General features: G+C 40.4%; 17 protein-coding genes. 13 read left to right on the top strand and 4 right to left on the bottom strand.

The window, feature by feature from the left end:
* Nucleotides 1-3 precede the first annotated feature (3 nt).
* A complete protein-coding gene (locus AAEZ18_RS00095; RefSeq protein ID WP_350593950.1) occupies nucleotides 4-3,150 on the top strand; it encodes an efflux RND transporter permease subunit in 3,147 nt (1,048 codons plus the stop codon).
* An 83-nt stretch (nucleotides 3,151-3,233) separates the two neighbouring features.
* Here the strand turns inward: AAEZ18_RS00095 and AAEZ18_RS00100 are convergent, their stop codons facing one another.
* Entirely contained in the window at nucleotides 3,234-4,484 is a 1,251-nt protein-coding gene (locus AAEZ18_RS00100) for a TMEM143 family protein (protein WP_024605789.1), read from the bottom strand.
* 193 nt (nucleotides 4,485-4,677) lie between these two features.
* Here AAEZ18_RS00100 and AAEZ18_RS00105 point away from each other — a divergent pair, with 193 nt between their 5' ends.
* Both AAEZ18_RS00105 and AAEZ18_RS00110 read left to right on the top strand, forming a co-directional pair.
* Entirely contained in the window at nucleotides 4,678-5,262 is a 585-nt protein-coding gene (locus AAEZ18_RS00105; RefSeq protein ID WP_011327283.1) for a YqaA family protein, read from the top strand.
* Between the two features lie 40 nt (nucleotides 5,263-5,302).
* Nucleotides 5,303-7,948, top strand: coding sequence for a DUF2339 domain-containing protein (locus AAEZ18_RS00110; protein WP_350593948.1), 2,646 nt, complete (start codon nucleotides 5,303-5,305; stop codon nucleotides 7,946-7,948).
* A 63-nt stretch (nucleotides 7,949-8,011) separates the two neighbouring features.
* On the opposite strand, the gene AAEZ18_RS00115 is transcribed toward AAEZ18_RS00110, so the two are convergent.
* The gene (locus tag AAEZ18_RS00115; RefSeq protein WP_350593947.1) at nucleotides 8,012-11,452 is read right to left on the bottom strand and encodes a PAS domain-containing hybrid sensor histidine kinase/response regulator; all 3,441 of its coding nucleotides are present in this window, start codon (nucleotides 11,450-11,452) and stop codon (nucleotides 8,012-8,014) included.
* Between the two features lie 402 nt (nucleotides 11,453-11,854).
* Between AAEZ18_RS00115 and AAEZ18_RS00120 the strand changes: the two genes are divergently transcribed.
* From AAEZ18_RS00120 to AAEZ18_RS00140, 5 genes are all read left to right on the top strand, one after another.
* A complete protein-coding gene (locus tag AAEZ18_RS00120) occupies nucleotides 11,855-12,118 on the top strand; it encodes a DUF4212 domain-containing protein (RefSeq protein ID WP_011327286.1) in 264 nt (87 codons plus the stop codon).
* Between the two features lie 10 nt (nucleotides 12,119-12,128).
* On the top strand, nucleotides 12,129-13,853 hold the full coding sequence (locus AAEZ18_RS00125; protein ID WP_011327287.1) for a sodium:solute symporter family protein: 1,725 nt from the start codon (nucleotides 12,129-12,131) through the stop codon (nucleotides 13,851-13,853).
* A gap of 115 nt (nucleotides 13,854-13,968) precedes the next feature.
* The gene (locus AAEZ18_RS00130) at nucleotides 13,969-15,807 is read left to right on the top strand and encodes a putative nucleotidyltransferase substrate binding domain-containing protein (RefSeq protein WP_089367795.1); all 1,839 of its coding nucleotides are present in this window, start codon (nucleotides 13,969-13,971) and stop codon (nucleotides 15,805-15,807) included.
* A gap of 47 nt (nucleotides 15,808-15,854) precedes the next feature.
* Nucleotides 15,855-16,478: a 3'-5' exonuclease gene (locus AAEZ18_RS00135; protein WP_350593945.1), complete on the top strand. Its 624-nt coding sequence runs from the start codon at nucleotides 15,855-15,857 to the stop codon at nucleotides 16,476-16,478.
* Nucleotides 16,479-16,744: 266 nt separating this feature from the next.
* Nucleotides 16,745-17,842 (top strand): transporter substrate-binding domain-containing protein, encoded by a 1,098-nt coding sequence (locus tag AAEZ18_RS00140; protein ID WP_115121833.1) that lies wholly within the window; start codon nucleotides 16,745-16,747, stop codon nucleotides 17,840-17,842.
* 209 nt (nucleotides 17,843-18,051) lie between these two features.
* Here the strand turns inward: AAEZ18_RS00140 and AAEZ18_RS00145 are convergent, their stop codons facing one another.
* The gene (locus AAEZ18_RS00145) at nucleotides 18,052-18,792 is read right to left on the bottom strand and encodes a complement resistance protein TraT (protein WP_011327291.1); all 741 of its coding nucleotides are present in this window, start codon (nucleotides 18,790-18,792) and stop codon (nucleotides 18,052-18,054) included.
* Between the two features lie 57 nt (nucleotides 18,793-18,849).
* Nucleotides 18,850-19,206: a hypothetical protein gene (locus AAEZ18_RS00150; protein WP_011327292.1), complete on the bottom strand. Its 357-nt coding sequence runs from the start codon at nucleotides 19,204-19,206 to the stop codon at nucleotides 18,850-18,852.
* Nucleotides 19,207-19,717: 511 nt separating this feature from the next.
* Here AAEZ18_RS00150 and epd point away from each other — a divergent pair.
* From epd to phoR, 5 genes are all read left to right on the top strand, one after another.
* Nucleotides 19,718-20,749, top strand: coding sequence for an erythrose-4-phosphate dehydrogenase (gene epd, locus AAEZ18_RS00155; RefSeq protein WP_089367797.1), 1,032 nt, complete (start codon nucleotides 19,718-19,720; stop codon nucleotides 20,747-20,749).
* A 43-nt stretch (nucleotides 20,750-20,792) separates the two neighbouring features.
* Complete coding sequence (locus AAEZ18_RS00160) at nucleotides 20,793-21,968, top strand: phosphoglycerate kinase (RefSeq protein ID WP_011327294.1); 1,176 nt, start codon at nucleotides 20,793-20,795, stop codon at nucleotides 21,966-21,968.
* Nucleotides 21,969-22,176: 208 nt separating this feature from the next.
* Entirely contained in the window at nucleotides 22,177-23,241 is a 1,065-nt protein-coding gene (fba, locus tag AAEZ18_RS00165; RefSeq protein WP_011327295.1) for a class II fructose-bisphosphate aldolase, read from the top strand.
* A 562-nt stretch (nucleotides 23,242-23,803) separates the two neighbouring features.
* Nucleotides 23,804-24,493, top strand: a complete 690-nt coding sequence (phoB, locus tag AAEZ18_RS00170) for a phosphate regulon transcriptional regulator PhoB (protein WP_011327296.1) — start codon at nucleotides 23,804-23,806, stop codon at nucleotides 24,491-24,493.
* Between the two features lie 54 nt (nucleotides 24,494-24,547).
* Entirely contained in the window at nucleotides 24,548-25,879 is a 1,332-nt protein-coding gene (gene phoR, locus AAEZ18_RS00175; RefSeq protein WP_350593943.1) for a phosphate regulon sensor histidine kinase PhoR, read from the top strand.
* Nucleotides 25,880-25,949: the final 70 nt, after the last annotated feature.

Raw genomic sequence — 25,949 nt, forward strand, 5'->3', positions numbered from 1 at the left:
ACCATGATTAATTGGATAGTTTCTTTTGCGGTTAAACGCCGCATGCTGGTGCTTGCGCTCACATTTTTATTTGCTGGATTTGGTGTATACAACATTCAAAACTTAGCGGTAGACGCAGTACCCGATATAACTAACGTGCAAGTACAAATTAATACCAAAGCACAGGGCTTTACGCCATTAGAGGTAGAGCAACGCATTACCTATTTGGTAGAAACCGCCATGGCGGGCATACCTAAGCTTGATTACACCCGCTCGCTTTCGCGTTATGGATTGTCGCAAGTAACAGTAATTTTTAATGAAGGCACAGATATTTATTGGGCGCGTCAGCAAATTGGTGAGCGTATTCAAAGTATTCGCTCCGACCTGCCTAATAACGTAGAGCCAAACTTGGGTCCTATTGCCAGTGGTTTAGGCGAAATATTTACTTATAGTGTGCACGCCGCGCCTAACGCGTTAAAAGACGATGGCACGCCTTACAACGCCGAAGACTTACGTACTTTGCAAGATTGGGTTATTCGTCCGCAGCTTTTAAAAGTAAAAGGCGTAACCGAAATAAACAGTCAAGGTGGTTTTGAGCGTCAATATCAAGTAGCGCCAGTACCCGAAAAACTCATTGCCTATAAGCTTACTATTAGCGATGTGATTAGTGCACTTGAGGTTAATAACAGTAACCGAGGTGCTGGCTATATTGAGCGCTTTGATGGGCAATATTTAGTACGCTCGCCAGGGCAACTTAAAACGGTAGAAGACATAGCCAATACCGTTATTGCTAAGCGCGATGATGCACCTGTACGCATTAAAGATGTGGCTAACGTGCATTTAGGGAAAGAGCTTAGAACCGGCGCAGCTACGTATAACGGTGAAGAAACCGTGCTCGGCAGTGCCATGATGCTAATTGGCGAAAACAGCCGGGTAGTGGCAAAAGCCATGGCTGATAAGTTAGTTGATGTACAAAAGAGCTTACCCGCAGGCGTTATTGTTGAAGCGGTTTACGACCGTACTACTCTTGTAGATAAAACCATAGCAACGGTGCAAACCAACCTGTTTGAAGGTGCCGTTTTAGTGATAGTTATTTTGCTATTACTACTGGGGAATGTAACAGGCGCACTTATTACGGCAATGGTAATTCCGCTAAGTATGTTGTTTGCCATTACAGGCATGGTGGGTAATCGCGTATCGGGTAACTTAATGAGCCTAGGTGCAATCGACTTTGGTTTAATTGTTGATGGCGCTGTAATTGTAGTCGAAAACTGCCTGCGCCAACTCGGTGTGGCTCAGCATAAACATGGCAGGCTACTTACCTTAAACGAGCGTTTAAATGTAGTGACTGCAGCCACCAAAGAGGTATTTACACCGGCTGTATTTGGTATTGTAATTATTATGCTGGTTTACTTGCCTTTATTTGCACTAAGCGGCGTTGAGGGCAAAATGTTTCAGCCAATGGCGTTTACCGTAGTCGCTGCATTAATAGGTGCACTTATATTTGGCATTACCTTTGTACCTGCTGCTATTGCGGTATTTGTTCGTGGTAAGGTTAATGAAACCGAAAACGCAGTTATGCGCGGCGTTAAAAAAGTGTATAAACCATTACTAGGTATATCGCTTAAATTACCGTGGCTTATGGTGGGTATTGCCACTGTATTAGTATTAGTGCTTGGTTTTAAAGTTAAAAATATGGGCGCAGAATTTTTACCGCAACTAGATGAGGGCGATATTGCTATGCATGCGCTGCGCATTACTGGCACCGGTATTGAGCAATCGGTACAAATGCAAAAAGAGCTTGAACAAGCCATTTTAAAGCAACCCGAAGTCGCTAACGTGTTTTCAAAAATTGGTACTGCTGACGTAGCAAGTGACCCTATGCCGCCAAGCGTAGCCGATACTTTTTTAATGTTAAAACCTCAAGAGCAATGGCCAAATCCTAAATTAACTAAAGAAGAGTTGGTTAAACAAATTCGTACTCGTGTTAATGATGTGCCCGGTAATAATTACGAATTTACACAGCCAATAGAAATGCGCTTTAACGAGTTAATTGCAGGTGTACGCGCCGATGTAGCACTGCGTATTTACGGTGACGACTTAAGTGTACTTAAAGAGTTTGGCGAAAAAGCGACAGGCTTAATGCGTAATGTTGCAGGTGCTACCGATGTACGTTTAGAGCAAATGGAAGGGCTGCCAACGCTTTCTGTAACGCCAATGCGCGACCACATGGCGTTATTAGGTTTAAGCGTAAACGATATTCAACAAACACTTGCCGCCGCTGTTGGTGGGGTGCAAACAGGGCTAATTTACGAAGGCGATAAACGTTTTTCGTTATTGGTGCGTCTAGATAAACGTTGGTCGAGTGATGTATCAGCACTTGCCCGTTTACCTGTTTCTTTGCCACAAAATAGTAACCCAGAACTTGCATTTGTGCCGCTAGGCGAAGTGGCAACTATCAGTATTGAAAAAGGCCCTAACCAAATAAACCGCGAAAGTGGTAAGCGTAATGTAGTGGTAACCGCTAATGTAGAGGGGCGCGATTTAGCAAGCTTTGTAAGTGATGCGCAAGCGAGCATGAATGAATCACTTAACTTACCAAGTGGCTATTGGCTTGAATATGGCGGCACGTTTGAGCAGCTACAATCGGCAAGTAAGCGGTTATCATTAGTTGTGCCGGTCACTTTACTGCTTATATTTGGCTTACTTTATAGCGCCTTTGGATCGCTTCGTGATTCATTAATTATATTTAGTGGTGTGCCACTGGCATTAACGGGTGGTGTACTTGCGTTATTGCTGCGCGATATGCCGCTTTCAATCTCAGCGGGTGTTGGCTTTATAGCCTTAAGTGGTGTAGCGGTATTAAACGGCGTGGTTATGCTGTCGTTTATTAAGCAGTTACGAAGCGATGGTTTAAGTTTGTTTGATGCAATTCACAGCGGCGCATTACAGCGCCTGCGCCCAGTACTGATGACGGCGCTGGTGGCAAGTTTAGGCTTTATACCTATGGCGCTTAATTCGGGGACGGGTTCTGAGGTGCAAAAACCTTTAGCAACGGTTGTGGTTGGCGGAATTATTTCATCAACTCTACTAACACTATTAATATTGCCTGCGCTTTATAAGTTAGTGCATTCTAAATTTACTAAAAAAGCAAAAGCTGAGTTAGCTTAAGTACTCGCTATTTAAAGCTTGATCAAAAGAGCAGCTGTATTTACAGCTGCTCTTTTTGAGTATTATTTAGTAAAAATACTACATTAATTATATTGAAAAAGATTATCCCAGCGCTCATCCAAAATGGTTTTTGCGTGTTCTAAACTCAGCGCGCTATACACTTCATTACCTTCTATTTCGTTACTACACGTTACCAAACGCATACGTACCAGCTTTTCAAGCGCGTCGCTAATTTCAAAATCAAGAACGCACTGGTATTTGCTTTTAAACCAATGCTCTATTTGCTCATCAAGCATTTGTGCGCTTAATCCGCTTTCAGATTTTAGTAAAAAGGTATACGCCAGCAAGGCTTCTTTTATGTCTTCTTCTTCGGCGGCATCAATAAGCGTGTGAAATACGCCCGCGTTGTTATCGAGGTTTTTAAAGTAGAGGTTATCGCTTAGGGCTTTCATAAATTTTATTTTGCGGTTTTTAAACTTACTCCATTCTTTAAAAATAAAGCTGCCAAACACGCCCATACCGATAGCAAAGGTAATAAAGTGTTGTTGGGTCATTTCTACAGCTTCACTTCTAAAACCACCCCAAAAAGCAAACAGAGCAAGCAATAATACGATTGATGCGCCCAATTTAGTAATAAGTACCACCGCACCGCCAACTAAAGCAGACGATCCAATAATGACCTTATCGATAGGGCGCATGCGTACTTCGCTATTAGGAAATAGCATTTCGAGATCGGCCTTAGGCACATTTTGAAACAACTTTACTATGGTTGAGCTTGGCTCAAATCCCAGTGGCGTTTTGTTTTTAGCTTCAAAATAAGCGCTATCTTTAAAGCGAATAAACACCGCAACACGATCGTAATTAGTAAAATGCAGCGGCTTTTTACGCAAGCCCCAAAAGCTGGTAATCGTTTCAGTGAGCTGCGACTCGCCACGGCGATAAAATACCACTTCTTCAAAGTCGTCAAATTCAACTTCAAGGCGCACCTTAAATAGTGATTCTTCGTTTAATGCGTCTTGTAAGTCTTCATTGGTGATTACTTCAAAATTAGCGGCGTTAAGTACCTTGGCAAAGTCTTTAGCAAACTCACGTTGGCACTGTGCTTTTTGTTCTGCCGATACTGGCGCTAACGATCGCGTGTCACTGTTGGGATCAAAAGGGGCGTAGTTGTTTTTAAGTGACTCAAGTACCGTATGGTAATCGTAATGAATAAGGCTAGCTAGTAAATCACAAAACTGTTTAAACGATGTTTGTTGTGTGCTGTTATTGAGCTCTTCGCTACACATATCAACAATATCTTGCTTTCTAAAGGGAATAAAACGCGCACTTTGCATAAATTAATAACTACTGTGATAAGTAAATTCAATGATATAACTCAATAATAAAAGATCGCCGTAGCTATTACCAATTTGTTAATAATTAAAGTGTTTTATAACTAACGGTTTATATTTTCAGTCTAGATTAACTTAAGTATGTAATGATAAAGCATCTGAAATCGCGTTTTATTCACAATGAAAGGGAGTTATTATGGCGATTCAAAAAAAGCTTAAACAAAAAACACGTAATTTTATTGAATCTAAACATATGCTCAGTGGCATTACCGTGGCGTCGTTTTTAGAGTCGACCATAGTACCTATTCCGCTTGAAGCTGTTTTAGTACCCTTAATGCAAGCGCGTCGTGAAAAATTATGGCTTATTGCTTTAATGGCCACTTTGGGATGTATTGTGGGGGCGTTATTTGGTTATGCGCTGGGTTATTACTTATTTGATGCAGTTGGCGATTGGGTTATTAATAGTTTCTCAAGCCCCGAGCAGTTTGAAAATGTTAAACAACAAATGCACAATCAAGGCTTCTGGTTTGTAATAACGCTAGGCATAGTGCCTATTCCATTTCAAATAGCCATGCTGGCAGCGGGGGCGACTAAATATTCCCTCGGGTTATTTTTATTAGCCAGCGCAATTTCGCGTGCTATACGATATTTTGCTTTAGCGGTAGTTGTGTATTACGCCGGTAATAAGGCCGAGCAACTTATTAGTAAACATAAAACTAAAGCCATGATTACTTTAACTGTTTTTGTAATCGGTATATGGTGGTTAACGACGGTAATTTAATACCGCTAATTAATATTAAATAAAATAATAAGAGCATGCCATGGATGAGTTGATTGGGTTAGTAGGGCTATTTATATTAGCGATAATAGCAGGCGCTATTTGCGGGTTTATTGCACTTACACAGCTTAAAAGTTTAAGGCAACAAGTTGTGCAGTTAACAGCTAAAGTTAATAGTTTACTCCAGCAACAAGAGCAATTAACACCGCTTGCTAGTAAGCAAGCGCCACCACAAGCGCAACCACAACCCCAAGTAAGCACACCAGCAACTGTTTCAACGCAGGTAAAAACTGCGGCTATAAGCGGCAATGAAGCTGCAGTTACTAAAACAGCTAAAACAAATACCTTCCCTAAAAAACCTAGCGTTTTACATACATTATTTAATAAATTACGTGCAGGATTTGAAGAAAACTGGATGACCTGGATAGGCGCGATAGCGCTTGCGTTTGGCGGTATTTTTTTAGCAAAATACAGCTTAGAAGCTGGGTTACTTTCACCCGTTATGCGGTTGAGTTTAGGTGCACTATTTGGCCTTGGTTTAATAGCAGCTGCTGGGTATTTACATTATAAACGCATTGTATTTGAAGGGTTTAATAACTATATTCCGGCAGCCCTTGCTAGTGGCGGCTTTATTACCTGCTTTGCGTTAGCCTTACTTGCTTACAGTAACTACGCCATGCTTAGCTCCACTGTTGCATTTGTGCTATTGGCGATTATAGCTTTAAGTGCAAGCGTTATGGCAATTAAGTTTGGCCCTTTACTTGCTGTTTTGGGCATTATTGGTGCCTACAGCGTGCCTATTTGGGTTAGTAGTAATAGCGTTAATTTATTTTCTTTATTTATGTATGTTGGCTTTGTTAGTTTATTTGCCGCCATAGTGGCGCACCAAGTACAGCGTATTTGGCTGTGGTATTTACTCTGGGTTGGGCATGTTTTTTGGTACTTAGCGGGTTTTGTTTTACTTGAAAGCAGCACCATTTGGTTACTGGGTGTTTATGCAGTTGCCAGTATTATTGGCCTCGTAGCTATCCCTCGTTTAGGGGTAAGGTTTACACTAATTGAGTTTCGCCCGCACAGCTTAAAGCGTTTAATTAACGTACTGCCCGATCACCCGTTAATGTTAGTGTTTACCGTACCGTTTATTTTGATGATGCTATTGCATAGGTTCGACGCGCAGTTTCAGATATTTAGCTTAATAATTTTAGTGCTAATGCTGTTTTTAGTATTAAAAAATAGCCGCTGGGATTTATGGCAAGCTGTGTGTTTAGTCATAGCCCTGGTCGTTTTAGTCAGTACCCAGCAAACTTTTGATTTTGATGATGCCTTGTTTATATTTAAACAAGAATATGGACTAGGTTTAATACTAGGTTTTACTTTGACTGCTTATGGCCTTTATTTTGGTCGTAAGTTTCCTAAGCGCTTGGCATTTCATATTACCGGCGCATTTAGTTTCTTTTTAATGATAGCCACGTTATACGCACTTATTCCTAATTCAGCGTTAAGTACAGCGTATCCGCTTTGGGCAGTTATATTACTTGTTGGTAGTGCTGTTTTAATAAAAATTGCGCAGCACAGTGCTAGTTTGTATCAGCGTTTTACCTACTGGATAGCAGCAAATGCTAATATTACGCTCGCGATTACTATGCTATTAAACGACAGTGGCTTAACTATAGCGCTGGCTATTCAAGTGTTATTGATTAGCTTGCTGATCAAACGCCACAGCATACCTATGCCACATTGGCCTATTAAAGCACTGGTGGCAGCATTATTATTGCGACTAACTTTCTCACCTTGGACACCAAGTTACGAGGCTCTTACTATTTTTGGTTTGCACTGGAGTATAGTGGTGTACCCGCTGTGTACAGTGCTATTTTATGTTGCAGCAAGATGTTTTAACACATCAAAAATGCAGTTATGGCTAGAAGGTGCAGCGCTGCATTGCTTGGCATTATTTATTACCACCGAAACCAGTTATCAGCTAGTAGGGCATTATCCACAATTTGATTCATTGAGTTTTTACGAGCAAGTATTACTGGTTTGTAACTGGCTTGGGTTAGGTTGTGTGTATTTATATCGCGCGCGAATAGCAGGGAGTTTAGCAAAACTGTATCGCATTGGCGGCTTTGCATTGGCGGGCTTAGCTGGTGTGTTTACACTAAAAACCTTAGTTGACGACAATCCGTTATTGAGTGCAATAGATATTGGTACAACGCCAATATTTAACTGGTTATTGTTATTATGGTTAGTACCTGCAGGGTTAACTTTGTGGTTAGCAAGGTTACTTAAAACTATAAATAGCAAAGCTATAAATACTAAGGTAATTGCAATAGTTCTCGCAATTGCGGGGGCATTTACCTTCTTGGCAATTAACAGTTTAATTCGTCAATATTGGCAAGGGGCGTATATTTACTTATCTAAAGGGGTAGGTAACGCTGAGCTTTATAGCTATTCTATTATTTGGCTAGTACTGGGAGCAAGTACGGTTATTGTGGGCCATCTTAAAAATCAGCTACTAATACAAAAAGTAGGTTTAGGCTTATTGGCCGCGGTTATTTTAAAAGTATTTTTAATCGATATGGCAAACTTAACAGGTTTACTAAAAGCGATATCGTTTATTGGATTAGGGTTATCTTTAGTGGGGCTGAGCTGGTTGTTTCAAAAGCTGAGAAGCCGCGCTAACCTTGCTTAAGCCTTTATAAACTAACGTAAAGAAAAATCCAGCCCGCTATTACTAACAGGCTGGGTATAATTTTTAAGTACTGTGATTCAGCAGCGCTTTTAGTTTGCCCGGTTTAATAGGCTTACTTAGGTAATGAATATTAGCCGCTTTAGTTTCTAGTTTAAGCTCTTCATCGCGCACCGCTGTTATTAAAATAGCAGGGACTTGGTGTTGCCAAATATCTCTCAGGGTTTTTATAAGTGTTATGCCGTCGCAATCATTACCTAACTGGTAATCCATTAAAATCACATCGGGTGCGCTGTGCTCATTAGCGTGCGCAAGCACCTGTTCAACGTTATCAAATAAGGTGTAATTGGCTTGCCATTTGTTGAGTAAGCTTGCCATGGCAGCTAGATTAGCAGGATCGTCGTCAACGGCAACAATATTAATGGCGGCGCGGTTTTCCATTACACTATTAGGAATATTTTTATGCTGTACAAATTTTGCATCTCCATAAGGTACTTCAATACTAAAGCGGCTGCCTTTATTGGGCACTGAGCATACATCAAGCGGTAAGCTGAGTAAGTCAGCCATTCTTTTTACTACTCCTAGACCTAAGCCTATGCCTTTATTGTCGCCAGCCTCAACCCGGTAGAAGTCATTAAAAATTTTAGCTTGCTCTACTTCACTGATCCCTTGTCCTGTATCCCATACTTCTATGCGCAGGCTATGTTTACGGTTTCTACAGGCAATTAAAACTTTACCACTTTGTGTGTACTTAATTGCATTAGAGAGCAGGTTTTGGATAATGCGTCGTAAATAAGTAATATCGCTGTGCACTATTTGTTGGTTAGAAAGCACTTTGAACGATAACCCTTTTACACTGAGTAAAATACTCGACTCGCTTTTAAGCGGTTGCAAAATATCGTCAATACAAAAGTGGCGTGGTGTAGGCGCCATTGCGCCTTGTTCTAACTTGGCTATTTCGAGCAGTGCCGACATTAAATGCACGGTAGAGTCTAGGCTGTCTCCTAGTTTATCAAGATTATTTTGATTAGTGCTATTGAGCTGCTTTTCGTCAATGGCGGCAAGGTATAAACGCGCGGCATTTAATGGCTGTAAAATATCGTGGCTCGCCAGTGCTAAAAAGCGGGTTTTACTGTCGTTGGCTTTTTCGGCCTCACGTTTGGCTAAAGTTAGCGCCTGCTCAGTTTGAACTCGGCTATCTATTTGCGCTTGAAGGTCTTTATTAATGGTTTGTACTTCTTGAGTACGCGCCTCGATGCGGTTTTCTAAATCGATATTAATTTCTTCCAGCGCATTTTGAGTATTAATATGTGTTGTTATGTCTGAAAAGCTGGTAACAAAGCCGCCATCAGGCAAAGGGTTACCTATCATTTCGTACACTTGGCCGTTGCGGCGGTGGCGAATAAAATGATGCGAGGTGCCATTTTTTAAATGACGAACCCGCTTATCTACATGGCGTTCTATTTCGCCTGGACCACATTCACCACGCTCTGCGTTATAACGTATTATGTCTTCTACCGGTTGGCTCACTTCTAAAAAGCCTTCAGGGTAATTAAACATTTCGCTATAGCGTTTATTCCAAGCAACAAGTTTTAAATCTTTGTCGACCACAGAAAGACCATGGCTTAAGTTTTCAAGCGAGGTAAACAATAAGTTTTGATTAAACTGCAGTGCTTGGGTGGTTTCATCAAAAAAGTTAACCACTTCTTCAAATGCCATGCGCTTACCAGACGATACAGTGTGCACTAATGCCTGAGCCGACGATGCACCAAGCACACCGGTTAACGCACGTTCGCAATAAGCAATAAACTCAGGTTTGGGGTGCGCGTTGTTGTCACTTAAATGATGGGCTAGGGCATAATTGGCTAATACTTGCTGGCTGCGCTGAATACCTAAAAAGGTCTGTAGCAGTATTTTAAAGTCGTATACTGTGGCTTTAACATCTTTATTTAAACGCTTTGATAAAATAGTCTGATCTTTTGGGTTAACAAATGCAGCAGCCTGAATTTTATCAATTAATCGCTCCTCAGCCCCTAACGAAAAGCTAATATAACAACCTATGTTAGCAAATAACGCAATCAGCGTGCCGCGGGTCATAAGGGTTTGTTGTAGCTCGTTATTTAGCGTGTTGCCAGCATCTAAAATAGGCAGAATTAAAAACAGCACCCAGCATATAAAGCCTGCAAGTAAGCCCGCATAAACGCCATAAGCATGGCCTTTTCGCCAATATAAACCACCTACAATAGCGGGTAATAATTGGGTTACTAACGAAAATGCCACCAAGCCCATGCTCGCTAATGCACTTCCGTGACCAAACCAATGCTGATAAAAATAAGCCAAGGTTAAAATACCGGCAATAGCAAAGCGTCGTACTAATAGTATTCTCGATCTATAGCTGGTGGTTATTAAGTTACGTTTAAATTTGCGACGCAGTATTAGGGGCAGTACTACATCGTTTGAAATCATAGTACTTAAAGTGAGTGTTGCTACCACTATCATAGCAGTGGCGGCCGACAAGCCACCAATAAAAACGAAGGTGGTTAAAAAGGCATTATAGTGCAGCATTGGCAGGGCTAACACAAAGCTGTCGGGTGAAAAGCTACGGCCTATTTCTGGGTGAATAGCGGCAGTTGCTATTGGAAAAATCATTGCTGCGGTAAGTAATAAGTACAGTGGAAACGCCCAGCGCGCGGTAAATAAATGACGCTTGTCTTGATTGTCGACCACGGTTACATGAAACTGACGCGGTAGGCAAATAATAGCCGCCGCAGCCATTAATGACTGGCCAATAAAGTTAAAACTAAAAAAGTCAAAGTCGGCCCAGTGTGTCCACAAAGGCTCGTCTACTTGATTAGCATAAGACTCAGGTAAGTTAAATAAAGAATACACAGCCAGCCCAGCCACCGCCATGAGTGCAATTAATTTTATGAGAGATTCAAACGCTACAGCAAGCATTAGCCCTGAACGATATTCAGTGACATCAACTTTTCGAGTGCCAAAAAATATCGCAAATAACGCCATAATTAAAGTTGCCGACAGGGCGACTATATCTCCAGATATTTTATTACTTGTTTGCAGCAGTAAAAAGCTCGAACTGAGCGCTTTTAATTGCAGCGCAATATACGGAATAGTCGCTAGTAGCGCGATTAAAGTCACCATAATAGCGGTGGTTTGGCGCTTGCCATAACGGGCAGAAATAAAGTCGGCAATGGTAGTAATATTTTGCTTTTTACTCACTAAAACTAATTTACGTAAAAAGCCTTGGCCGAAAAAAAATAATAATGCGGGGCCTAGTAATATTGGCAAAAAACTCCAACTGCTTGTGGCTGCAGTTCCTACCGAGCCGTAGTAGGTCCAAGATGTACAATAAATACCCAGTGAAAATGCATACACAAAAGGGTGATGACTAATACGTTTAGCCAAAGGCGTGGTTTTATCGCCCCAACTTGCGAGCCAAAACAGCACCCCTATATAGCTCAAAGCAACAAAAATTAGTACGGCAGTCATGTATTTATTAAACCTTTTTGAATATGCACTCAACTAGCATGGACTATACACAATACCAGAGCTTGAATTAAGTGTGGGTGCGATATTTATTTATAAGTTTAAGTTATTGTTTTTAATTACTATTTATAAACATTAAATTATAGCAATACAGTATAAGACTAATGTCGCATGTAATCTAAATTCTTGCAAAATATTAACAAACCTTCTCTAATTAAATTTTTAAATAGCTGAAAAGTAATGCTTTTTAATTTTAACATCTGCTAAACACTGATTCTTTACTTAGAAGTTAACAAGCTGTTACGACTATGGTCGCAATTCAATATTTGCATTGCGTTGCTAAATTGGTAGATGAAAAATAAACCACTCATTACTTTTTAGTGATGCTTAAAGGGGAAAATAAAAATGGCTTTTAAAGATGAAGAACAAGCAAAAGCTTATTGGGCGGAAAATATTTCACTGTTATTTAAATTATTAGCAGTGTGGTTTGTCGTGTCATTTGGTTTTGGCATATTACTGGTTGATGTACTTAATGAAGTACGTTTTTTTGGGTTTAAACTTGGCTTCTGGTTCTCCCAGCAAGGTTCAATTTATACCTTTGTGGCTTTGATTTTTGTGTACGTAGTCAAAATGAATACGTTAGATAAAAAATATGGCGTAGACGAATAGGAGCTAAGCAATGGATGTTCAAACACTCACGTTTTTAATTGTTGGTTTAAGCTTCGCGCTTTATATCGGCATTGCAATTTGGGCCCGAGCGGGTTCAACTAAAGAGTTTTATGTAGCGGGTGGCGGCGTACCTCCCTTAGCTAATGGTATGGCAACCGCTGCCGATTGGATGAGCGCGGCGTCGTTTATTTCAATGGCGGGTATTATTTCGTTTGCGGGTTACGACGGCGGCGTTTACTTAATGGGGTGGACAGGTGGTTATGTATTACTTGCCATGTGTTTAGCGCCTTACTTACGTAAATTCGGCAAGTTTACTGTGCCAGACTTTATTGGCGACCGTTACTACTCACGTACAGCGCGTTTAGTTGCTATTTTTTGTGCCATATTCATTTGTTTTACCTACATTGCAGGGCAAATGCGTGGCGTAGGCGTGGTTTTTTCCCGCTTTTTAGAAGTAGAAATTGAAACCGGTGTATACATAGGTATGGTTATTGTATTCTTTTATGCTGTTTTAGGTGGTATGAAAGGCATTACATATACGCAGGTTGCACAGTATTGTGTGCTGGTATTTGCTTACTTAGTACCGGCTATTTTTATCTCTATGATGATGACAGGTCACTTTTTGCCACAAACTGGTTTTGGTGCCACATTAATTGGCGGAGAAGGTGCTTATGTACTTGATAAGCTAGATGGCATAAGTTCGCAATTAGGCTTTTCTCAGTATACCGAAGGCTCTAAGAGCATGATTGATGTATTTGCTATTACCGGTGCATTAATGGTGGGTACTGCAGGTTTACCACATGTAATTGTTCGCTTTTTCACTGTACCTCGTGTTAAAGATACGCGTATATCAGCGGCATGGACCTTAGTGTTTATTGCTATTGTTTATACTACAGCACCAGCAGTTGCTGCATTTGCTCGCGTAAACATGGTTGATACTATTAACGGTAAAGATGGTAGCGGTACAGAGTATGCACAAGCACCAACGTGGATCAAAAACTGGGAACGTACCGGCTTAATTACTTTTAATGATAAAAATGGTGATGGCAAAATGTTTTACACTTCAGGCAGCATTGACGATCCAAACAGTGCTAATGAAGTAGATGTTGACCGCGATATTATGGTACTTGCTAATCCTGAAATTGCTAACTTACCAGCATGGGTTATTGCCCTAGTTGCTGCCGGTGGTATTGCAGCAGCATTATCAACAACCGCAGGTTTACTGTTAGTTATTTCTACCTCCGTATCGCACGATTTACTCAAGCGAACCCTTAAGCCCAATATTAGCGATAAGCAAGAATTACTCGCAGCGAGGTTAGCTGCCATGGTCGCTATTGTTATATCCGCCTACTTTGGGATTAACCCGCCAGGGTTTGTGGCATCGGTGGTCGCATTTGCCTTCGGCTTAGCGGCAGCGAGTTTCTTCCCAGCTATTATTATGGGTATATTCTCTAAAGCAATGAACAGAGAAGGTGCAATTGCTGGCATGGTAACGGGTATTGGTTTTACCGCTGGCTATATTATTTACTTTAAATTTGTTAGCCCAGAGCTTAATAGTGCCGAGCATTGGTTTTTAGGTATTTCACCTGAAGGTATTGGCTTAGTGGGTATGATAATTAACTTTGCAGTTGCTGCAATAGTACTTAAATTTACTAAACCGACACCACTGGAAATTCAGCAGTTGGTTGAAGGTATTCGTAATCCTAAAGGATCTAGTGAAGCTCACGATCACTAAATCTATTTGCTTAACAGGCAATAAAAGTACCAAAAGCCCGACTTAAGTCGGGCTTTTTATTTGTTTAATAAATGATTACATTAAACCTTATATAAATCACTTAACGAGCGTAACTATGAGTGCAGAGCAGCAAGATATAACCCAATTTGTAACTATGCAGGCCCCGTTTAGCATGCTTGAGGCGAGTGCTTGCAGTTATTTTGTAAAGCACCTTGATATTGCTTACCTCAACCGTGAAAACCAAGCACAATGGCTGCAAAGTGAGCATCCTAAGTTATTTTTAATTCGCTCAGGCTTATACGATTTAGTGGATAGTAAAGGCGATATAGTTACGCGTTTAGCACAAGGTGATTATTTTGGTTTTCCATCGTTATTAACCGGTGAGGCGATGCAAAACAGGTTGGAAGTACAAAAAGAGGGCATAGTGTATATGCTGCCTCAGGAGCCGTTTGATTATTTGCGCCGTGAATATAAACCGTTTGAGCAATATTTTGTTCGCGCTCATGCAAACCGCTTACTCTCATCACATTATAAAAGTAAAACTGAAAGCTGGTCGGAGAGAAAAATATCAGAGTTAATGACCCGAAAAGCCATTACTTTAACGCCAGATTCGAGTATTCGCCACGCGGCAAAACAAATGCAAGAGTATGGTGTGTCATCTATTATGATCACCCAAGATGCGCACTTAGTTGGGGTAGTAACCGACCGCGACTTACGTAATCGGGTACTGGCAGATGAAGTTGATCCACAGCAAAGCGTAAGCAGCATAATGACAGCAAAACCCAAGTTTATTTTTGAAAATAACCGGGTTTTTTCAGCGCTGCACCTAATGCTTAAACATAATATTCATCATATTCCAGTACTTGACGAAAACCACAAACCTTTGGGAATGATCACCAGTACCGATTTATTACGCCAGCAAAAAAGCGACCCGGTACAACTTATAGGTCGTATTTATAAAGCGCGCGCTATTGTCGATTTAAAACGCTACGCCAAAGAGATCCCAGAGTTGCTGCGCGGCTTTTCGTATAATATTGACGACATATCGCTAATTGGCAAATTACTCAGTGGCCTAACCGATGCACTCACCTCGCGGCTAATTTACTTGTATCAACAAGAACATGGAGTAGCACCAAGTAGTTTTAGTTTTATTTGTTTTGGCTCCCAAGCCCGTGAAGAACAAACCCTACATTCAGATCAAGATAATGGCTTATTATTACCCGATGGTTTAAATGACGATGAGTTAGCCTACTTTAAAGGCATGGGGGAATATGTTTGCGAAAACTTAGTAGAGTGCGGCATTAGACGCTGCCCTGGCAATATAATGGCCAGTAGCGAGTTGTGCCGAATGAGTATTAGTGACTGGCGCGAGCGCTTTTTTAAATGGATAAGCAGCCCAACCCCTCAAGCCATGCTCAACTGTAAAATATTTTTTGATTTACGCTTTATCGAAGGCTCACACACACTTTATAGTAAGTTTTATGAGCAGCTTACGCACATGTCACGCAACGAATTATTTTACGCCGCCATGGCCAACGACATTGACTCAAACAGCGTGCCCATAGGCTTGTTTAATAATTTTAAAACCGAAAAAACAGAAAAAAACTATAAATATATCGACTTAAAAAAACGTGGCGTAGTAATAATTAACGACATAGTGCGTTTATATGCATTAAGAGCGGGGATTCGCCGTGCCAATACCCAAGAGCGTTTAGACGCATTGTTAAAACACACTTTACTCAGCAAAGAAGATATTTATAACCTAAAAGATTGCTGGCGTTTTTTAACCCAGCTGCGATTAAGCACGCAAATAAATCAAGAAGGGCTGCCCAGTAATTGTATTAACCCCGACCAATTAAACTCTTTAGAGCGCCACCAACTAAAAGAAGCATTTTATCTGGTAAAACAAGCGCAACAAGCCGCTGTGTTTAAATTTGCCCGTGGTAGCTTATAGCATGGCTGTTTATAAAAAAGCGGCGCACAAAGCGAGTAATAAACATTATGGTTAAGCGCATAATTACCCGTTATTTTAAAAGGCGACAGCTACTGGCACATGCTGCTTTAAAGCAGCGCTACCTAGTGATTGACTTAGAGCTAACTGGGCTTGACGCCAAGCAGCACGAAATAGTGTCGCTAGCTTGGGTGGTTATAGAAAATCAATGTATAAAAATGAGTCAGTCGCAGCATTTAATTAATAAAGAGGTTAAAAACTTGGCACAAAGCCCAGTTTATCACGGCATTAATAATGATAATGTAGCTGCAGGGCAAAGTTTACATAGTATTTTAGAGCACCTTAGTGAGCACTTTAATGACTGTATTTTAGTGTTTCATAATGCCATGCTCGACTGGGGTTTTTTAAAACTAGCGCTTAAAAATGCCAATATTACTACGCGGCCAAAACTAATACTCTGCACCTTACAAATAGAAAAAAAGCGCCTGCAACATCAAGGCGTCGAAATAAAGCAAGATGATTTAACGTTAAACGAATGTCGTAATCGCTACGAACTGCCTAGTTATCATTGTCATCACGCACTTACCGACGCACAAGCCACAGCAGAGTTATTTTTGGCGCAGTGCCATCAAATAAGTAGTGGCAGAGGATTAAAAGTGAGGGAGCTTGTTTAGTTGCTAGCTTTATTTGCTACGATTTAAATCACTACTTTATGCACTCTTAACCTCTTTAATAAATAGTGTTTATGCATTTTAAACACCGTACTTGGCTTTTATTTTTATCTGAAAGCTAAGGCTACCATCTGAAAATTAAGCGCTAAATCAAGCTATTTTTGACCTTAGCTTGAAACTATTTTACACTTTCGTAACCTTATACATATTCTATTAGTATGTTTGTGAGCTTATAAGCTATTCACATCACCCCAAACAATTGAGTTTTTATGCTAACAAAAATATTAAATTCATTACGTGTAGGCGCTTTAAGCCTTATGGCAATTTTAACCTTATCGGTGCATGCTCAAAGTGCTTTGCCAGAGACAGGTTTGACCGTTGGTGTAGCGGGGGATGCTCCCTTTGTTATACACAATCCCCAAAATAATTCACTAGAGGGGATTTCACTTACAATTTGGGAAAATATAGCCGATAAAAAAAATTGGGAATACCAATATAAATATTTTACTACGGTTGATGAGGCACTTACCGCTTTGCAGCAAGGCGAAGTTGATTTACTTGCTGGGCCGATTAGTATTACCTCGGAGCGAGTGGAAAAGTTTCTGTTTTCTCAGCCTTATTACCAATCGAGTCTTACTATTGCCTCGCGCGATGAAAATGCCAGTATTTGGGGTAAAATAAAACCCTTTTTTAGCATGCAATTACTAATTGCTGTTGCCATATTTTTATCTTTACTAGCCATTGTTGGGCTGCTCTTTTGGCTTGCTGAGCGCAAACATTCTCCAGAGCAGTTTCCTGCAGATCCAAAAAGAGGGATAGCTAACGGTATGTGGCTAGCCATAGTGACTATGAGTACAACAGGTTATGGCGACATGGCACCGGTGAGCTTAAAAGGACGAGTTGTAGCTGGTTGTTGGATGATTATTTCATTAATTTTTGCTACATCAATGATTGCAGGTATTGCCAGTACTCTTACCGTATCAAGCTTTAGCAGTTCTACTATTACACAAGTTGAACAATTTCCAGGTAAAAAAATTGCAGCATCAGCAGGCTCGCCAGCTATAGGCTTTATTGAAGAACATCAAGGCCAAAAAGTATTGGTAAATAACCTAAGCCAAGCCATGGAAAGACTAAAAGATAAAAGTGTTGATGGCGTTGTTTTTGACCGTCCACAATTGTTGTTTTATAAAAATAAACATAAAGCAGAGAATATTCATATTCCAAGTGCGGAGTATTATAAGCAAGGTTACGGCTTCGCATTTAGAGCCGACAGTAAACTAGTTAACGACGTTAACTTAGTTTTATTAAGGCTTGCAGAAGATCAAAAAATTGAACAAATAATGGCAGAGTATTTAGGTGATAAATAACTGTTATATAAGCCTTAGGGGCTACCCTTAAGGCAATAATTAATTATTATTTACTTTATCATCAATAATTTAAATTATTGGGTGCCAGTTTTATTTTGTAGTTACATTTGTTTTGAAAATGCCTAGAGATTAGAGAGTAATTAAGATTAGATAATCAAGAAGTAAAATAAAAGCACGGCACTATAATGCCGTACTTTTAGTTATTATTATTAGAAAAAAGAAGCCATTGCGTAGGCTGTTTTTTCAAACATAAGTGGCTGGGCCTCCTCAAGTTCTAAATTTGCTTTATTAGCCGTGGTGACCACACGGGTTCGGTATTCTTTTTGATCAGTTGCTTCTGAGTAAGTTTGAGTTGTTGCGCCATCGTCAGATATTTTAGTATTGGTCTTTGAATCACGACGCACTATTACGCCACTACGAGCTCGCTCTTTTATTTGAATATCGGCCACCAAAAGATAGGTTACGTCTTTAACAAACGCATTTGTGGCAGTTGAAACTAAGCCACCAATTATGCCACCGGCTGCGGCCCCGCGATATCCACTACCAGATGCAAATGCTACTGCAGAACCTGCAGCAACGCCTTCGTAACCCCTGCTTAAATAGTTTTCAGCTGCTGTAGGAGAGGCCTTTTCTAAGTTACGTACAAAAACACTCATACTGTATTGCGCATCACTAGGGCTATCGACAATTTGATAGCCATTACCACTACTCTCTATTTGAGTGATCAGGGATTGTCTAAACACATTACGATCAAATTCCATTACTGCAGATCGAACCTCCATATAAATTTTTCTCTGTTGTGATGGAACAGGATCAACAAAGATAGAAGTGCTGAGCTTGGTTTGTACATCCAAATCTTTTTTAGCTATTGAGGTATGAATTGCTCCACAACCCGAAATAAAAAGCGTAAAAACAGCAAACAGTACAATATATATTTGATGCATTATCATAGTAATTTCCTTCTAATTTGAATTTATGGATCAGACAGATTAACTAAAATCATTACTCTAATAATACCGGCCGTGATAACGGTAGTAGTAACGACAATTACGATACTGAGTCCAGTTATATCTGAGTAGATCTCGACAGGTATAGCCGTTACGCCAATAAGTGCCTTTGTATTCTTCAGGTTTAATATTTTTCTCTAGCATACTTTTTATATAAGCATCGACCTCTTCAGGCTTTTCAGCCAAAAAGGGTCTAGACATAACCTCAGCATTCAATTGTGCTTGCATGCGTGCCAATTCATTTTTTTCTGATTTGGTTTGCTGTGCGTTGGTATTAAATGCGCATATAGCAATAAAAATGGCTAGAAACTGATGTAAAACTAACCTGTTGGAGAGTGAAACATGACTACTGTTCATAACCTTGCTCCTTAAAGTGTTGCTTAAGCGAATGTGCGTAGCAGTAATTATATAATAGTCAACATTGTTCAAAAAACAACCAGAGCGGCAGGGGGACATTTTTTACTTATGCGCAGTAGATACTAAATGGATAAGTATCCAGCTGTAGCGTCAAAATATGCAGTTAAAGTTTTTTGTATTAAAATAAAATAGCGATTGAAAAATTAATAATGCTATATTTAACAGAAGCTTAAATCTATAGGGTTTTGCTGGTTGGTTACTAACGGCGACTAGCTTTGTTTATAGTAGCGTTATTGCTAGCGTGAAAATGGCAGGCGTTGTTTTGCTCTGGGAGCAATTTATTAAGCAAAGTTCTGACAACGAATGGCCGCGAGTTACATATTTAACTTATCATTTATTTAAAGTTTCTAATCGCTCCCTCTTATAATAAAGCTCAAGGTCGATTACAATACCGCCATCTAAAAGGCACATTGCCTTTATCTGCACGCAAAAAGAGTGGATTTTATATTTCATGGCAATCAAACTTGCAATTAATGGTTTTGGTCGTATTGGTCGAAATATTGTCCGCGCGTTATACGAATCAGGTTTGAGCAACGAGATAAAAATTGTTGCGATTAACGAACTTGCTGACCCTGAAGCTATTGCTCACTTATTAAAATACGACACCTCTCATGGTCGTTTCTCTTTTCCTGTAAAGCTTGGTGAGGACACCATTAGCGTAGCAGGCGATGCTATTGCTCTTTTCTGTGAGCCAAATCCGGCGGAATTACCTTGGAAAACCTTAGGTGTAGACGTAGTACTTGAATGTACTGGGGTTTATCACTCGCGCGAACATGCACAGCTACATTTAACCGCAGGCGCTAAAAAAGTGTTGTTTTCGCATCCAGCTGATAACGATGTTGATGCCACTATTGTTTATGGTATTAACGACGATGAGCTAAAACCAGAGCACACTATCGTCTCTAATGGTTCGTGTACTACTAACTGTGTAGTGCCGGTTATTAAAGTGTTAGATGATGCATTTGGTATTGAATCGGGTGCTATTACTACAATACATGCCTCGATGAACGATCAGCCGGTAATTGATGCCTACCACCACGATTTACGCCGTACACGCGCAGCCAGCCAATCTATTATTCCAGTTGATACAAAACTAGCCCGCGGTATAGACCGTATTTTACCTAAATTTAAAGGCCGCTTTGAAGCCATTGCTGTACGCGTGCCTACTATTAACGTAACGGCTATGGATTTAAGTGTAACGGTTAATACCGATGTAGATTTAAATGCAGTAAATAACGCGCTTAAAGCACAAGCTAAAGATCGCCTTGAAGGCATTTTAAGTTACACCGCAGAGCCACTAGTATCGATTGATTTTAATCATGATCCACATTCTTGTATTATAGATGGTACCCAAACACGAGTTAGTCATAAACGACTGATAAAGTTACTAGTTTGGTGCGATAACGAGTGGGGTTTTGCTAATCGAATGCTCGACACTGCGCGTGCAATGGTCGCGTTAGAAAAAATAACTAATATAAAATAACCGCCTTTTATTGGGTTTAGTATCGTTAACTAAGGAGATGTTCATGTCGGTCATAAAAATGGCAGATTTAGATTTAAACGGCAAGCGTGTATTAATTCGTGAAGATTTAAATGTACCCGTTAAAGCAGGTAAAGTGACGTCAGATGCGCGTATTCGTGCGGCGCTACCAACAATTAAGTTAGCCCTTGAAAAAGGCGCAAAAGTAATGGTTATGTCACACCTTGGCCGCCCTACGGAAGGGGAATATGACGAAGAGTTTTCTCTTGCTCCTGTCGTTAATTACTTAAACGATGCCCTAGAGCAAACAGTACGTTTAGAAAAAGACTACCTAAACGGTGTTGAACTTGCTGATAACGAAGTGGTGGTATTTGAGAACGTACGCTTTAACAAAGGCGAAAAAAATAACGACGAAGCGCTATCTAAACAACTTGCAGCATTATGTGATGTTTACGTAATGGATGCATTTGGTACGGCGCATCGCGCACAAGCCTCTACCCATGGTGTAGGATTATTTGCAGATGTTGCGTGTGCAGGGCCATTATTATCGGCAGAGCTTGAAGCTCTTGGCAAAGCACTTGATAACCCAGCTCGCCCATTAGTGGCGATTGTGGGTGGTTCAAAAGTGTCTACTAAATTAACAGTGCTTGATTCACTATCAAAAATTGTTGATCAGCTAGTAACCGGTGGCGGTATTGCTAATACCTTTATTGCGGCGGCGGGTTATCCTGTTGGTAAATCGCTTTACGAAGCTGATTTAATGGATGAAGCGAATCGCTTATGCGCAGCGGCTGTTGCTAACAATGGTGAAATTCCAGTACCGACTGATGTTGTTGTAGGTAATGAGTTTTCAGACTCAGCAGTAGCAACACTTAAAGATGTAAGTGAAGTTACCAGCGACGATATGATTTTTGATATTGGCCCAGATACAGCAAACAAGCTGGCAAAAATAATTGCTAATGCAGGTACTGTAGTATGGAATGGCCCTGTTGGCGTGTTTGAGTTTGACCAATTTGGTAACGGTACTCGTGCTATTGCCCAAGCTATTGCTAATTCAAATGCGTTTTCGATTGCAGGCGGTGGCGACACCTTAGCGGCAATTGATAAGTACGGCATTAGCGATAAAATATCGTATATTTCTACTGGTGGTGGTGCGTTTTTAGAGTTTTTAGAAGGCAAAAAGCTACCAGCAGTTGAAATGCTAGAATCGCGCGCTAAGTAATTTATTTTATTTAGGCGTAAGCGGATGGAGGTTACTTCATCCGCAATAATTAATTATTAAATACCTCTCACCCTAATTTAATAATTGATTTTTACGCGTTAGTTACTGTTTATCAGTACTAATTCGTGGCGCAGTGATTGCGCCAAACTAACACATCCGTTCAAACTAGATGGCAGAGAACTGCTATCAAAAAATTGGAGAAAACCCAATGGCTTTAATCAGTATGCGACAACTTCTGGATCATGCCGCTGAGCATGGTTATGGCGTACCTGCTTTTAACGTTAACAACCAAGAGCAAATGCGCGCAATAATGGAAGCGGCTGACAAAACCAATAGCCCTGTAATTGTGCAAGGTTCTGCAGGCGCACGTGCTTATGCTGGTGCCCCATTTATTCGTCATATGATTTTAGCAGCGGTTGAAGAGTGGCCACATATTCCAGTGGTTATGCATCAAGATCACGGTACATCACCGGGTGTATGTCAGCGTTCAATTCAACTTGGGTTTTCATCAGTAATGATGGACGGCTCATTATTGAGCGATGGTAAAACACCTTCAAGCTACGAATACAACGTAGAAGTAACCCGTAAAACTGTAGAAATGGCACATGCGTGTGGTGTTTCTGTTGAAGGCGAACTGGGTGTTTTAGGTTCGCTTGAAACAGGTGAAGCAGGCGAAGAAGATGGGATTGGCGCAGAGGGTAAATTAACCACTGAGCAAATGCTAACTAATCCAGAAGAAGCGGCTGACTTTGTAAATAAAACCCATGTTGATGCGCTGGCAATTGCTTGTGGTACATCGCACGGTGCGTATAAATTTACTCGTCCACCAACGGATGATATTTTAGCGATTGATCGTATTAAAGCAATTCATGCACGTATTCCAAATACTCACTTAGTAATGCATGGCTCATCATCGGTTCCACAAGAATGGTTAGAAATAATTAATCAGTACGGTGGCGAAATTCCAGAAACTTACGGTGTGCCAGTAGAGCAAATTATTGAAGGGATTAAGTTTGGCGTACGTAAAGTTAATATTGATACAGACTTACGTTTAGCATCTACCGGTGCGGTGCGTCGCCATTTGGCGCTTAATCCGGCAAACTTCGATCCGCGTAAATTTTTAGCGGCAGCAACTCAAGCCATGACCGATATTTGTATTTCGCGTTATGAGTCGTTTGGTACAGCAGGCCAAGCTAGCAAAATTAAACCAATTTCATTAGATGAAATGCATCTTAAGTATTTAAGCGGCGAGTTAGACCCACGCATTAAATAATTGATCATTTTAGACTTTTTACTAAAGCCAGTTGCATTGTCACTGGCTTTTTTTATGCCGTTTAGGGATCAATATCTTACTAACAGCAGGTAATTAGGATCACTGAATTACTAACGTGATCAGTTTGAGATCATTACTTTACTAAGTAAACCGGTATTTTAGCCCTAGTTGGCGCTTAAATTCATTATTAAATAAAAGAATAGTACAAACAATCATCAGCTTAGCTATTTCACTAGGTATAATACTGATCCCTGGAAGGATCTACTTAATAAAACTCTGATCTTTTAATTTAAGATCATCACAATGCTGATCATAATTGTATTACTAGGTTAGCGCATGCTATTTAAGCGAGCAAAGTTGGCTACTTTAATACGCAATGTTAGTAAAATAATGATCCTGCTATACGCTTTGCTTTATCGCTATAATTGCGTGTAAATATTTATTTTGTCACTATTTTGTATTTTTTTACTGTTATATTTTAACTTACGCGCTAGGTTTTCATAAAAGTGTCATACTTAGTCATAATAATGAAAACAAATTCGATAGCTAAGAGATAAATGGAATGTCACGTAAAGTATTAGTCGTTGATGACGAAGCACCGATCAGAGAAATGCTGGTTTTTGTTTTAGAACAAAATGGATTTCAGGCAATTGAAGCAGAAGATTATGACTCTGCTATTGCGGCAATGGTAGAGCCATACCCTGATATGGTATTACTCGATTGGATGTTACCTGGGGGGAGCGGAATTCAAATTGCTAAAAAGTTTAAACAAAATGAATACACGCGCGCTATTCCTATAATTATGCTCACCGCTCGTGGCGAAGAAGAAGACAAAGTACGCGGCCTAGAAGTAGGTGCAGATGACTATGTTACTAAGCCATTTTCGCCAAAAGAACTCATGGCCCGCATTAAAGCGGTTATACGTCGTGTGTCGCCCACCTCATTAGAAGAAGCAATTGACGTACATGGCCTGCGCCTTGATCCTATTTCGCACCGCGTTACCTCAGGTGGCAGTGAGCTTGATATGGGGCCTACCGAATTTAGATTACTACACTTTTTTATGACCCACACCGAGCGCGTATATAGCCGTGAGCAATTACTTGATCAAGTTTGGGGTACTAACGTATATGTTGAAGACCGTACGGTTGATGTACACATTCGCCGCTTACGTAAAGCTATTTCACCCTTAGGACATGACCGCTTAGTGCAAACGGTACGCGGAGCAGGTTATCGCTTTTCAAGTAAATTATAATGTACTTGCAGCTTAACTAAGTACCAATGGATAGCGACTTTAAGGTAACAGTGTATGTATAGAGTTATTAATAAACGCACCTTAGTTAAACGGCTGTTTATCTATTTTATACCTTTACTGCTAATAGGGCTGTTAGTAGGTGCCCCATTTTTATTGTTATTTTTAGGCTCATTTTCGCTACTTATTTGGCACTACTACCAACTTTATCGTTTAAGTGATTGGTTGCTTAATCAACAAAGCTTTAACCCGCCCGAAGGAGAGGGTGCATGGGAGCAGGTATTCGAAGGTATTTATCAGCTGCAGCATCGTAATCGTAAAAAGCGTAATGAACTATCGGCATTAATTCATCGCTTTCGTGATGGTGCTGAAGCCATTCCTGATGCGGTGATAGTGCTGCAAAATGATTTAAGCATTTATTGGTGTAATCAACTGGCATTAAAAGTATTAGGCTTGCAGTGGCCTACAGATCAAGGGCAGCGTCTGGATAACTTAATTCGTGAACCTAAATTTGCTAAGTATATGCACCGCGGCCAATTTACCGAGCCACTGGAGCTTGAAAGTGGTCATAACATAGAGCAAATACTTGAGTTTAGAGTTATGCCCTATGCCAGCACACAGTTAATGGTAGTAGTACGCGATGTAACCCGCTTAAAGCAACTAGAACAAATGCGCAAAGACTTTGTTGCCAATGTGTCGCATGAACTGCGAACTCCGCTCACGGTGGTTACAGGCTATCTTGAGATGATGGATAGCGACATGATGCCACCGCCCGCAATGTGGAATAAAGCCCAAAATACTATGCTTGAGCAATGCAAACGCATGGACAGTTTAGTTACTCAGCTGCTATCACTATCACGTATAGAAGGTGCGCGTAAGCAAAATAACGATAAAGCGGTTAATGTACCCTTACTACTTAACTATATTCAAACAGAAGCTAACTCAATTAATCAGCAAAAAAAGCATCAGCTTATTTTTAATATTGATACTTCCTTAGATATTAGCGGATCAGCAGATGAACTGCGCAGTGCATTCTCTAATTTAGTTTTTAACGCCATTCATTACACTAAACCAGGCGGAAAAATAACAATATGTTGGCAGCGTCAAAACGATCGAGCTTGCTTTAGCGTAACCGATAATGGTGATGGTATTGCGCCTGAGCATATAAATCGTTTAACGGAGCGCTTTTACCGGGTAGATAAAGCGCGCAGTCGCACTACAGGTGGTTCAGGCCTTGGGCTCGCAATTACCAAACACGTATTAACTCGCCACAATAGCCAGTTAAAGATTAGTAGTGTTTTGGGTCAAGGTTCGTGTTTTTCTTTTGATTTTTCAAGTAATAAAATAGTACCTATGAGCAGCACAGTACAAACAAGTGGCAAGTCATAAAAGTGTCATTTAAGGGTAATATCACTGTCATCTACACAATTTACAGTGAACACAGTTAAAAAATGGGACG

The sequence above is a fragment of the Pseudoalteromonas sp. 19-MNA-CIBAN-0066 genome (assembly GCF_040308705.1).
GTDB classification, from domain to species: domain Bacteria; phylum Pseudomonadota; class Gammaproteobacteria; order Enterobacterales; family Alteromonadaceae; genus Pseudoalteromonas; species Pseudoalteromonas nigrifaciens.